General features: G+C 41.6%; 12 protein-coding genes. 11 read left to right on the top strand and 1 reads right to left on the bottom strand.

Annotated features, from left to right (window positions below; translation table 11 throughout):
* Positions 1-90 precede the first annotated feature (90 nt).
* The 4 genes from larA (at position 91) to NXG61_RS03510 (ending at position 4361) form a co-directional block, all read left to right on the top strand.
* Positions 91-1374 carry a nickel-dependent lactate racemase gene (larA, locus tag NXG61_RS03525; RefSeq protein ID WP_307223399.1) on the top strand — a complete coding sequence of 428 codons (1284 nt, stop codon included), beginning with the start codon at positions 91-93 and terminating at the stop codon, positions 1372-1374.
* A 406-nt stretch (positions 1375-1780) separates the two neighbouring features.
* Positions 1781-2554 (top strand): DUF3100 domain-containing protein, encoded by a 774-nt coding sequence (locus NXG61_RS03520; RefSeq protein ID WP_196604186.1) that lies wholly within the window; start codon positions 1781-1783, stop codon positions 2552-2554.
* A gap of 14 nt (positions 2555-2568) precedes the next feature.
* Positions 2569-3024 carry a hypothetical protein gene (locus NXG61_RS03515; RefSeq protein WP_307223402.1) on the top strand — a complete coding sequence of 152 codons (456 nt, stop codon included), beginning with the start codon at positions 2569-2571 and terminating at the stop codon, positions 3022-3024.
* A 29-nt stretch (positions 3025-3053) separates the two neighbouring features.
* Positions 3054-4361 (top strand): amidohydrolase, encoded by a 1308-nt coding sequence (locus tag NXG61_RS03510; protein ID WP_307223403.1) that lies wholly within the window; start codon positions 3054-3056, stop codon positions 4359-4361.
* 131 nt (positions 4362-4492) lie between these two features.
* On the opposite strand, the gene NXG61_RS03505 is transcribed toward NXG61_RS03510, so the two are convergent.
* Positions 4493-4729, bottom strand: coding sequence for a hypothetical protein (locus tag NXG61_RS03505; protein WP_196604189.1), 237 nt, complete (start codon positions 4727-4729; stop codon positions 4493-4495).
* Between the two features lie 137 nt (positions 4730-4866).
* Between NXG61_RS03505 and NXG61_RS03500 the strand changes: the two genes are divergently transcribed.
* The 7 genes from NXG61_RS03500 to ppsA all read left to right on the top strand — a co-directional run bounded on the left by NXG61_RS03500 (position 4867) and on the right by ppsA (position 12926).
* A complete protein-coding gene (locus NXG61_RS03500; RefSeq protein WP_307223404.1) occupies positions 4867-5007 on the top strand; it encodes a hypothetical protein in 141 nt (46 codons plus the stop codon).
* Between the two features lie 260 nt (positions 5008-5267).
* Positions 5268-6428 carry an MFS transporter gene (locus NXG61_RS03495; protein WP_196604190.1) on the top strand — a complete coding sequence of 387 codons (1161 nt, stop codon included), beginning with the start codon at positions 5268-5270 and terminating at the stop codon, positions 6426-6428.
* Between the two features lie 257 nt (positions 6429-6685).
* Positions 6686-7828 (top strand): amidohydrolase, encoded by a 1143-nt coding sequence (locus tag NXG61_RS03490; RefSeq protein WP_196604191.1) that lies wholly within the window; start codon positions 6686-6688, stop codon positions 7826-7828.
* A 21-nt stretch (positions 7829-7849) separates the two neighbouring features.
* On the top strand, positions 7850-8872 hold the full coding sequence (locus tag NXG61_RS03485) for a methionine ABC transporter ATP-binding protein (protein WP_196604192.1): 1023 nt from the start codon (positions 7850-7852) through the stop codon (positions 8870-8872).
* Entirely contained in the window at positions 8869-9528 is a 660-nt protein-coding gene (locus tag NXG61_RS03480) for a methionine ABC transporter permease (RefSeq protein WP_196604193.1), read from the top strand. The genes NXG61_RS03485 and NXG61_RS03480 overlap by 4 nt, the downstream gene beginning before the upstream one ends.
* A gap of 33 nt (positions 9529-9561) precedes the next feature.
* Complete coding sequence (locus tag NXG61_RS03475) at positions 9562-10383, top strand: MetQ/NlpA family ABC transporter substrate-binding protein (RefSeq protein WP_196604194.1); 822 nt, start codon at positions 9562-9564, stop codon at positions 10381-10383.
* A gap of 182 nt (positions 10384-10565) precedes the next feature.
* Positions 10566-12926, top strand: a complete 2361-nt coding sequence (gene ppsA, locus NXG61_RS03470) for a phosphoenolpyruvate synthase (RefSeq protein WP_307223410.1) — start codon at positions 10566-10568, stop codon at positions 12924-12926.
* The last annotated feature ends 7 nt before the right edge of the window (positions 12927-12933 follow it).

Genomic DNA, 12933 nt, shown 5'->3' with positions numbered 1-12933 from the left:
CGCAGCTGCCTTTTTATTTTTTCTTTACATAGTAAAAATGTAGATTTATACTAACGAGTGTAAAGTACACAAAATAGGAGATGGTTTGTGATGGAAGAGTATGTAAACGTAAAGCTTCCTTATGACAAAACGGTTATAAATGCCAGTATAAAAAAAGTCAATCTGGCAGGGGTGCTTTCTTCTAAAGCTGCTGATTTTCATGCTGCACTGCCGGAAAATGAAATTGTGGAACAATCGCTGGATAGCCCTATTGGATCGGCAGGTCTTGAGGATTTGGCCAAAGGGAAAAAGAATATTGTCATCATAAGCTCAGATCATACCAGACCTGTTCCATCAAAAATAATTATGCCGATATTGCTGCGGCGTATACGCAGCGCCGCACCGGAAGCTCAGATAACTATTTTGGTGGCCACGGGTTTTCATCGTGCGTCCACAAACGAAGAACTGATCGATAAATATGGAAGCGATATAGTGGACAATGAGAATATCGTGATGCATGTGTCAGATGATGATGCCGCCATGACGGCAATAGGGACATTGCCGTCCGGCGGGCCGTGTATTATAAACAAGATTGCGGCACAAGCGGATCTGCTTATTGCAGAGGGCTTTATAGAATCCCATTTCTTCGCAGGCTTTTCCGGAGGACGAAAGTCTGTATTGCCGGGGATAGCTTCTTATAAAACTATTATGGCGAATCATTGCGGTGAATTTATAGCTTCGGAAAAGGCACGCACAGGAAATTTGGAGAACAATCCCATACATGAAGATATGATTTATGCAGCCCGGGCTGCTAATCTTAGATTTATAGTGAATGTGGTATTGGATGAAGATAAAAAGATAATAGCGTCTTTTGCGGGTGATTGTGATAAAGCGCATTTGCAGGGCTGCGAATTTTTGCAGGATTTGGCAAGAGTACCCAAATGTCCGTGCGATATAGCTGTATCCACCAATGGCGGGTATCCTCTTGATCAGAATATATATCAGGCAGTGAAAGGAATGACGGCTGCCGAGGCTACTAACAAGGAGGGCGGTGTAATAATAATGGTCGCTGGCTGTGCCGATGGGCATGGCGGTATAGGCTTTTATAAAAATATTGCCGATGCAGAAACACCGGAAGCGTTTTTGCGCCAGTCACTGGCTACTCCGCGTCAAGAAACTGTACCGGAGCAATGGACCTCACAAATTTTGGCAAGAATCTTGGTACATCATCATGTGATACTTGTTTCTGATCTTATTGATCCGGAAATAGCACATAATTTGCATATGGAAACAGCCGAAAACTTTGAGCAGGCTTTGGCAAGGGCTTTTGAATTACAAGGAGAAGATGCCAGGATAACCGTGATCCCGGATGGCCTTTCCGTTATAGTTGAATAAAATGCTAAAAAAATATTGCACATAAAATGATGATTTTAGAATAAATAAAATATAGATGTATACATCTTTCTTGTAATATTTTATGTAGAAGTCTTGCTGTATAAAAGAAAAATTCCTTATACAGCAGGACTTTTTTGGAGGACATTCAGAATGCACATGCTTTTATGCGTTTTAAAGGCATATTATATTTTAGTATAAACTCTTTTTACTGTCTTTTACTGAGAGAAAAACGAAAAACAATGTATACTTGACAATAGCAGCGGAAGCCTTTTATAATATAGCTCGTTGGGTTAGGCAAGGGCGCTTATCTTTAAGGATAAGTGTCATTTTTTATATCCGGATAGAAATTATATTATTTTTTATAATGTATAATTAATATTATTATACATTGCGGAGGGAGTCAATTATGGATTTAGTCAAAAATTGGAAAATTCATCTGTTTGCCCTGCTTCTTGTTATTGTTGCGGAAAGGATCGGTATACAGAAGTTTGGGTTGGTAGTTTTTCTGCCGTTATTTTATGCGTTGGCCTTAGGTGGAGTCATAAGTGTACCGAAATTTAAAATATTGTCAGTTGCCAATATGGAGAGAGCCGGTCAGTTCATGCCGATCGCCATGCTGGTGCTTATGGTAAAAATAGGGCTTGGCATAGGACCCAATCTTCATATGCTTTTGAATTCAGGGTTGGCACTTATTATGCAGGAATTCGGTCATTTTTTCGGGACGCTGCTGTTTGGGCTGCCTGTAGCACTTTTATTGAAAATGAAACGCGAAGCAATCGGTGCATGTTATTCAATCGACAGAGAACCTAATGTTGCTATTATTGCCGAAAAATTTGGTATTTTTTCACCGGAAGGACGCGGTGTCATGGGAATGTATATCTGTGGCACACTGTTTGGTGCGCTTTGGATATCTGTGCTGGCAGGCATTATAGCAAAATTGGGTATATTCCATCCTTATGCCTTAGCTATGGGAGCTGGGATAGGCAGTGCCAGTATGATGGCTGCTGCAACAGGCTCAATCGTGGCTTCATTTCCGGCCGAGGCCGAAAAAATACAGGCGTATGCGGGCGCAGCCAATCTTATGACATCCGTTATCGGTGTTTATTTTGCGCTGTTTATTTCTTTGCCCGTAACGATCAAGGTGTATGAATTTATAACCGGAAATAAAAGTGTTAAATAAGGAGAGCTGAACAAATGAAAGATACATGGACTGATATAATTTTTATATTAATAACTACAGCAGTTCTTGTACTTGTTTCCAACATAGTGGGATACGGCGGGAGTGTTCAGAGAGATTTGGTGGGAGCATTATTGCTTGCAGTCATAGCCGCTGCCGGTATCTTTCTTGCCAAGCTGCCTGTTTTGAATAAATTGCCTATTGTTTTCTGGGTGTCGGCGCTTGCCGTGGTTTTATCCATCCCGGGAGTACCGGGAGCCGATTGGATAGTGGCAAGAACAAAGGATATAAACTTTTTGGCCACAACCACGCCTATATTGGCATATGCAGGGCTTGCGCTCGGCAAGGAAATAGAAGGATTTAAAAAATTATCTTGGCGCATAGTACCGATATGTCTGGCCGTATCAGCGGGATCATTTATTTGTGCGACATTGATGGCGGAAATCATGCTGCATTTAGAAGGCATATTTTGAAATTGATATAAACTGGGAGATGCAGATCAATGACTAAAGATGAATTGAAGGCAATGGTTTGTGCCGCTATCGATAAACGGTACAACGATATCGTCGCTCTGAGCAATGATATTTATAGTAACCCGGAACTCGGTTATAAAGAGCATAAGACGTCTGCCAAGGTGCAGGCAGTTTTTGACGAATTAGGCATAGATTATACTGCAGGATGGGGTATGACCGGAGTAAAGGGGCGTATAAAAGGCAGAAATTCAAAACGCACTGTTGCTATGCTTGGTGAACTGGATGCGCTTGTATGCCGCAATCATCCTGATGCGGATGAAGAAACCGGCGCTATGCATTGCTGCGGACATAATGTGCAGATAGCAAATTTGGCTGCCGTTGCCATGGCTTTTAAGGATACTGATGTCATGCGGCATCTTGACGGCGATTTAGTCGTGTTTGCTGTACCGGCTGAGGAATGCATAGAGATAGAATATCGTAGTACACTTCGGCAAAAGGGGAAAATAAAATACCTCGGAGGCAAAGAAGAAATAATTGCTCAGGGCGGTTTTGATGATATTGATGCGGCTATGCAGATGCATGTGAATCCTACTGAGAAAATAAACGGTGAAATACAAGTGGCAGGCAGCAGTAATGGCTTTATAGCTAAAATTATCGAATATAGGGGCAAAGCCGCTCATGCGGCGTTTTCACCTTCGGAGGGCATTAATGCGCTGAATGCCGCCATGCTCGGCATAATGGGCGTTAACGCCCTGCGGGAAACATTCAAAGAAGCTGATTGCGTGCGATTTCATCCTATAATAAACAACGGCGGTGATCTGGTCAACGTGGTCCCGGATTATGTTCAGATGGAAAGCTATGTCAGAGCTGCTAATGTGAATGCTTTGAAGGAAAGCAATATAAGAGTGAATCGTGCGCTGAAAGCCGGCGCTGATGCTGTCGGCGCCGAATGCATAATTAAAGATATGCCGGGGTATCTGCCATTGTTTAATAATAAGCAGATGAGTGCTCTTTTGCGAAATAACAGTGAAGAATTTTTTGCACCGGCAGATATTTACGATGGGGAACATTCTGCGGGCAGTACAGATATGGGGGATGTATCGCACCTTATGCCTGTGCTCCATTCATGGGTCGGCTGTGTACATGGTGCGCTGCATAGTGCACAATATGATTTATTTGACAAGGATACCGCATATGCTAAATCACCGAAGACAATGGCTATGACGATCATTGATCTTCTTTATGATAATGCGGCCGAACTGGAAGAAATTCTTGCAAATAATAAACCGCTTATGACCAAGGAAAGTTATCTTAAATATATGGAATCCATTAAATAATCTTCATGTGCTCATAAAATGACAACAACAAAAAGCACTGCCGTAAATAATGAAGTGATCCCGCAAGGTTAGGTTTTAATCAAACTTGCGCGGGAGCAGGTTCATAACGGCAGTGCTTTTTACTTACGGTATCAGCGATAGTGCTGTGTTTTGCGATCGTGTTTTTCATGATGTTGTTTATGATGTTTTGCTTTGTGGTATTTTTTATGCGGTGCCGGTTTTTGGTTATGAGGAGACAATTGCTGTATTCGATTCTGCGGATAGTGATCTTGCGGAGAGGCATTTGCGACGGCGCCTCCTGCTATACCGGTAAACATGACTGCACTGATTATGAAAACTGATAATCTTTTTAGATTGAATTTTATCATGATAGCCACTCCTTATCTGTAAATAATTATTTACCAATTATTGATTTTATTGTAGCAGGGTTCGTTTAATCATATGTGTTATTTTTATGAAAAAATGATGAAAAATATAAAATGAGTCCTGTTATATGACAGGACCCATGAATATGTTATCTCGCCAGTATATGGTCGCTTTTAGTCAGGATGTTAGTTGGGGGAAACATCAGAATAGTGATCATGCTGGCGATGACAGCGATGTAAGTGCATCGATCATAATCAGTACAGAAGGAGTGAGATACTGATCATAATCGATGCTTCTATCAGATAATTAGTAAGTTTTTACTTACTAATTATCTGATATTATAACATCAGAAATAAATAAAGTAAATATTTATTTACTTTATTTATTTCTGACAGATCAAAATCGCCAGCGAAAAAGATGTGGGCAGCTCTAATTTTAAAAATTTGTGCTATAATATATTCAGTTTCCATAAAAAGAGTACATTAATAAAATGATGTATTCCGGATCTGGCGGAGAATTTATATATGGGGTGTAAACTTTATGCAGCAACGGTTGTGGACACAGGAGTTTTTGGGGATGAGCTTCAGCAGCTTGTTTCAATATATGACACATTATTCATTGGTCACAGTTTTGCCCATCCTGGTAATTAATCAATTTTCAGGAAATGTTTTTCAAGCGGGCTTGGCGATGACGTTCTTTCAGGTCGGAGCGATAGTTTCACGTCCTTTGGCAGGGAAATTGGTAGATTCCTGTAATAAAAGGAAAATATTATTATTTTTTCTGGGAGCTTTTTTTGTAATAAATATGCTGTACTATTTTATAAATAATATAAACTTTTTATTGGGATTGCGATTTTTTCATGGGATTGCATTTGCTGTCGGTACGACATCAGTTGCAACTGTTGCGGCATTGGTGCTGCCGGACAGCCGTAAGGGGGAAGGCATAGGCTATTTTGCTGTATTTTCTAATCTGGCAATGGTCATTGGTCCTTTTATGGGATTGTTATTTTTATCGCGTTTTGGGTATACACTATTTTTCTTTTATATATTTTTGTTAGGAGTTTTAGTATTTTTTACAGGTATATACAGAAAACTGCCGGAGCATGTAATCCTGCCTTCTAAAAAGAAAAATAAGACATTATCCATATCAGATTTTTTGGAACCAAAAGTTTTTTCGATAGCCTTTGTGAGCGGGATGGTCTTTTTTGCATATTCAGGTCTTTTGGTATTCATTCCGCTGTATTTAAAATCACTTAATATGGTGGAATATTCCAGTCTTTTCTTTGCAACATTTGCGTTGGTGATAGTTTTGACAAGACCGATCGTCGGCAAAATTTTCGACAGATTCAGCGAAAATTGGATCATTTATCCGGGGCTTATTTTATTTTTCTGCGGACTCATTTATTTAAGCTTTACGCATACGACATTTGGCCTGATAGTCAGTGCTGTTGTGATCGGTGCGGGATTTGGGGCACTGGGGCCTTCTTTTCAAACGATGGCTGTACAGAGTGTCCCCTTGGAAAGAGCGGGAGTAGCTACAGCTACTTATTTTTTCGCCTTGGATGTAAGTGTCGGTTTGGGCTCGTTCTTTCTCGGACTGCTGGTAAAATATATAGATTACAGTGGAATGTATCAATTCACAGCGGCTGTTATTGTTTTGACGGGAATTATATTCTTTATGATTTTCAGAAAGAAAAAGTGAATCGGGCAGAAGAATATTGAATGGATGGTAATGCAGAAGCCTTATGTGTCTTAGCTGTCGGCTATTGACAGACAAAATTTATTCGGGTAATATAATATCTAATAAAGAAAGACAGTTGATCATAAAAAATGAAGACTGGGCTGTAAAAAACATCTTGCGGTATTTGTAAATAATGCAGGGCCATTGGAAAATGTTTTTTGGCGGCTCAGTTTTTTTATTGTAGAAAGAGTATATGTGAAAAGGGCAGGTTGAGCGGTATGATAGATGATAAGTCTATAGAAAAGAAAATATGTGAGGAATTTTACTGGTTTCACAGGCATCCCGAATTATCCTATGAGGAAATTAATACAACAAAAAGAATAAGACAGGATCTGCAGAACGAAGGTATACAGATTCTGGATCTGCCATTGAATACAGGCGTGGTGGCGCAAATCGGTTCCGGAGACCAGCCGGTGGTAGCTGTTCGCTGCGATATTGATGCGCTACCTATACAGGAAAAGACAGAGCTGGTATATAAGTCAGAAACTAACGGGAAAATGCATGCCTGCGGGCATGATTTTCATATTGCCGTAATTTTAGGGGCGGCATATAAATTAAAACAAAACGAAAGTGATTTAAAAGGTACGGTCCGCATCATATTTCAACCGGCAGAAGAGGCTCCGGGAGGGGCGCTGGATGTTTTGCGCACAGGAGTGCTGGATGATGTGCAGGCTATTTTCGGACTGCACAGTTCTCCGCTGTTTTCTGTTGGCAGTGTGGGAATCAGGGAAGGTGCCGTTACCGCGGCTGTAGATCATTTTGAGATCAATTTTAAGGGGAAAGGTACACATGCCGCTCATCCGCAGAACGGCATTGATCCTATAGTGGCAGCGTCGGCATTTGTATCGTCGATCCAAACGGTGGTCAGTCGTAATGTGGACCCGTTTGCGGCCGATCTTATCAGTATCACTCATTTTCAGAGTGGCAATACATGGAATGTTATTCCGGAAACGGCATATTTGGAAGGAACGGCACGCACCTTGAGGCCGGAAGATCGTCAGCTGGTGCGCCAAAGAATATATGAGATGGCCGAAAATACGGCAAAGGCGTATGGAGCAAAAGCTGAAGTCATCTGGCATGACGGTCCGCCGGCAACGAATAATGATGGAGAATGGGCTGCCTTTGCAAAAGAACAGGCACAAAAAATTGGTTTGGATGTAAAGGATTCTCCATATTCTCTGGGAGGAGAAGATTTTGCTTTCTATCAGGAAAAAATTAAGGGAGTTTTTGTGCAGATAGGGACAGGAGAGTCGTATTCAAACCATAATCCGCATTTTCAGGTCGATCCTGCAGCAATTTTTCCGGCTGCTGAATATATGGCAGGCATGGCTGCCGATTCATTGGGAAAAATTAAAAAATAATGGAGACCGGAGGTGCCGATTATGATAAAATTTATTGATATCAGTAAAACTTTTATGGTAAAAAAGCAGGAAATAAATGCTTTGCGTCATGTATCACTTGACATACATGACGGCGATATATTTGGCGTTATCGGCTTCAGCGGTGCAGGAAAATCCACGCTGCTCCGAATGGTCAATGCTTTGGAGACACCGACGGAAGGAATCGTGGAGATAAACGGAAGCGATATAAATAAGCTGTCTTTCAATGAGCTGCGCAAAGTACGCAAAGATATAGGTATGATATTTCAGCAATTTAATCTTTTGGAATCAAAAACGGTCTATGATAATATTGCGATTCCGTTGGTATTGAAACGTATGAGCAAGGCAGATATAGAAAAGCGAGTTTCCCGGCTGCTGGAATTTGTTGAACTGTCAGATAAGAAGAATGCTTATCCCGCACAGCTGTCCGGAGGGCAGAAACAGCGTGTCGGCATAGCGCGCGCTTTGTCTACAGATCCTTCTATTTTATTATGTGACGAAGCGACAAGCGCACTTGATCCCGAAACAACAGATTCTATTCTTCGGCTGCTGGAAAAAATCAATCGAGAACTCAATATTACTATTTTGATAGTAACACACGAGATAAATGTCATTCAGCGCATTTGTAATCAGGTGGCTGTGATGGAGCAGGGAAATGTGGTAGAAAGCGGCTCTGTTTTATCGGTATTCAGCAAACCGGAACAGGGGATAACAAAGCGGTTTATCAGTACGGTAATGCCTGATAAAATACCGGATAGTGTTATGGAAAAGCTCAAACAGGATATAAGGCATTATAAAATTATTAAAATGCGCTTTCTCGGAGATAATGTCGATGAAAATGTGCTCTATTTTATCAATCGGCATTTTGCTGCCGAAACGAATATGCTTTTTGCATCGGTCAATGAACTGCAAAAGGCAGTAGTGGGCATTTTCATACTTCAGATAATAGGCGACGACACAGAAATCGATAAAATAACAACATATATCAGTGAGCATAATATACAATGGCAGGAGGTAAAATTATGATTGATCTGGGTGTGCCTTATTCACAAATATTGTTGGCTGCAGAACAGACATTATATATGGTATTTATATCTCTGGCAATAGGAACTTTTATAGCGATTGTTTTATCAGTTATATTGGTGTTGACAAATCCGAGTGGAATATTAAAAAATACAGTTGTTTATAATCTGGTGAATACCGGTGTGAATATTATACGCAGTGTGCCCTTTATTATTCTGATGGTATTTATTTTACCTCTGACAAAAATGATCGTCGGCACTCGTGTGGGAACTACCGCAGCTCTGGTCCCGTTGGTAATTTTTATAGCTCCCTATCTTACAAGACTATTTGAAAATTCGATACTGGAGGTAAACAAGGGTATCATAGAGGCCGCACAGGCTATGGGCGCATCTCATTTTGAAATAGTATGGTATTTTATTTTACCCGAGGCACGCGGGTCCCTGATTTTATCTGTTACGACAGGCACTATTGGCCTGATAGGGGCAACAGCTATGGCAGGAGCGATAGGAGCCGGGGGTGTGGGCGATCTGGCCCTTACGTATGGTTATGAACGTTTGAATTTTCCTCTGATGCTTTTTACTGTTATCGTGCTGATTGTTTTTGTGCAGGTGATACAGTCTGTCGGAAATTATTTTTCCGCTAAGGTACGGGGACATTAATAATTATATTTTATAGAAAGAAGGATAAAGCATATGAAATTGAAAAAAATGGGTACGGCACTGCTGGCACTGATCGTCGGTGGAGTTTTGTTTGCGGGCTGCGGCGGTGATACTGCGTCAGATAACAATAAAAAGGAATTGGTATACAGCAAATCACAGGGGCCGTATTCAGAGTTGTTTGAACAGGGAATTAAGCCGATTTTGGAGAAAAAAGGCTATAAAATAACAGGTAAGGATATGTCTGATCTGCTGCAGGCTGATGTGGCCCTTAATGAGGGTGAAGTTGATTTCAACGTGGAACAGCATACCGCATATATGGAAAACTTTAACGAAAAACAAAACGGTCATTTGGTAGCTCTCACAGCTATCCCGACTGTTCCGGCTGGGATTTATGCAGGTTCAAAAACCTCACTTGATCAGATCGCTGACGGAGATCGCATAGCGGTGCCCAATGATGCATCAAATACGGCACGTGCATATGCGCTGCTGCAAAAGGCAGGCTGGATAAAACTCGATCCGAATAAAGAATTGACGACGGTCACAAAACAGGATATTGTGGAAAATCCGCATAATCTTGAATTTGTGGAAATGAAATCGTTGAATATTCCTGCGGTACGCGGTGATTTTTCTTATATTGTAATAACCGGCTCAATCGTATATAATGCGAAAATAGATCCTTCGACGGCACTTTTGAAAGAAGATATTTTACACCATTTGCTTTTGCAGCTGGTAGTCAATGAAAAAAATAAAGATGCTCAGTGGGCCAAGGATATTGTTGCGGCCTATCATTCCGATGAATTTAAGGAATATATTAATAAAAACAATAATGGTCTGTGGTTTATTCCTGAGAAATGATATTTTGGAGAAATGAATATTAATGGTATAACTGCCCCCGGCAATTGGTTTTTAAGCCAATTGCCGGGGGCAGTTTTTTTGAGTTTCAGAAGTAAAATAATAAAAAGCTTTTATTATTTTACTATTTAGTATATACTATATAAAAATATTTATTTAATTAGCATATGCTAAATGGAGGGATAATGATGGAAAAGGAAAAAAATTTAATTCTCTGGTTTGAAAAGATAGGCAGACAGGATACAGATCTTGTCGGCGGGAAGTCAGCATCATTGGGGGAACTTACAGCCAAGACTGAAGTTCCGGTACCATATGGTTTTGTAACTACGGCAGATGCTTACAGATATTTCATGGAAAAAAGCGGCTTGAATAATAGAATAGCTGAATTACTGACAGAATTGACGGATGTGGAAAACAGTCTTACGCTCCGACGAGTCAGTGCACAGATTCGCAGAGAAATCATTGAAGCTGAAATGCCGGGAAAATTATCGGAAGCTATACGGAAGTCCTATGATGAACTGGGAAAAAAGATGAGGGAACATTCTCCATATGTGGCGGTGCGGTCCAGTGCCACGGCTGAAGATCTCCCGGATGCGAGCTTTGCCGGGCAGCAGGAAACATACCTGAATATAAAGGGCGCAGAAGATGTGATCGGCAAAGTAAAGGAATGTTATGCATCTGCATATACGGATCGTGCCGTTTATTATCGTACAAAACAGGGTTTTGACCATCTTGATATGGCACTGAGCGCTGTTGTTCAAATGATGGTATTTTCCAAAGCCGCAGGGGTGATGTTCACCGTAAATGTAATCACAGGGGATGATACACATATAATGATCGAGGGGGCATGGGGACTCGGTGAGTACATAGTGCAGGGGATTGTCACGCCGGACAGTTATCTGATAAATAAAAATACATTGATTGTGGACGGCAGGAAAATCAATGAAAAAAAAGTAAAATTTGTCCGGCTGCAGACAGGCGGATGCGAAGAAAAAGCAGTTCCCGAGAATATGATAAACACGGCTGTTTTGACACGGGAGCAGCTGCGCGAATTGGCAGAGTACGCATTGGCTATAGAAAAACATTACGGCTGTTACATGGATATAGAATGGGGCATAGATGAAAGAAATGACAAGATATGGATATTGCAGGCGCGTCCGGAAACTGTATGGTCAAACAAAAAGGAAATAAAGCAGAATAATGTAAAGATTGCTGAAACCGGAAAAGTTCTGGTGAAGGGAATGCCGGCAAGTCCCGGTATGGTAGCGGGGAAAGCCAGAGTGATAAATGATCCGGAAAAAATAGATGATTTTCAGATAGATGAAATTTTGGTGACAGAAATGACGGCGCCGGACTGGGTGCCGGTAATGAAAAAAGCGAAGGGTATCGTGACGGATGCGGGAGGGATGACCTGTCATGCTTCTATTGTGAGCAGAGAACTGGGCATACCGTGTATTGTCGGAACCAAAAGCTGTGGAAGCGCGGGAACCGCGGTCATAAGAGACGGTATGACGATCACTGTGGATGCTTCCCATGGAGTGGTATATGCGGGCAATCTGGCAGCTGCGGCAGACGAAAAAGAAAAAAAGCAGGAAATGGCAAACCATGGACAGGAAAATTTCCCCGTGACGGGAACAAAAATTTACATGAATCTGGGGGATCCGGCGCTGGCGGAAAAATATGGGACGCTGCCATGTGACGGTGTGGGCCTCATGCGCGAAGAATTTATTTGGACAACATATATACATGAACATCCGCTCCATATGATAGACGAGGGCAGAGCACAGGAAGCTGTGGACAAGCTAGCCGAGGGTATTGGCAAAGTATGTGCGGCAATGTCACCGCGTCCGGTCACACTGCGGTTCAGTGATTTCAAATCCAGCGAATACAGAGCGCTTAAAGGCGGTGATAAGTATGAACCGCATGAACCGAGTGCATTGTTGGGCTGGCGCGGAGCTTCACGCTACTACGATCCTAAATATATAGAAGCATTCAGGCTGGAAATAAAGGCCATAAGAAAAGTACGCGAGGAATATGGTTTAAAGAATCTGCATGTGATGATACCTTTTTGCCGTTCGGTGGAAGAAGCGCGCAGGGTAACAGAAATAATGAAGGATGGAGGACTGCGGCGCAGCGCGGATTTTAAAGTATGGTTAATGGCAGAAATTCCGGCTAATATTATTCTGGCTGACCAATTTAATCAATTTGTCGACGGATATTCGATCGGGTCAAATGATCTTACTATGCTCATTTTAGGATGCGATCGCGACAATGATGCCATATCACATTTATTTGATGAGAGAAATACGGCGGTGAAAAGGGCCGTGCGGCATTTAATAGAGGCTGCGCATAAGGATGGAAAAACAGTATCGATATGCGGGCAGGCTCCCAGTGTATATGCTGATTTTACGCAGTTTTTGGTTGAAAACGGCATAGATTCTATTTCTGTGAATCCGGATATGGTCGGCTGCACTAAAAAAAATGTTGCACAGATAGAGCAGCGTATCATCTTGAACAACGCTCTTGGTTTGGGCAGGATGAAATGAAGCGTTG

Source organism: Pectinatus haikarae, assembly GCF_050916305.1.
Classification (GTDB): Bacteria; Bacillota; Negativicutes; order Selenomonadales; family Selenomonadaceae; genus Pectinatus; species Pectinatus haikarae.
This window is presented reverse-complemented; position numbering and strand designations above follow the sequence as displayed.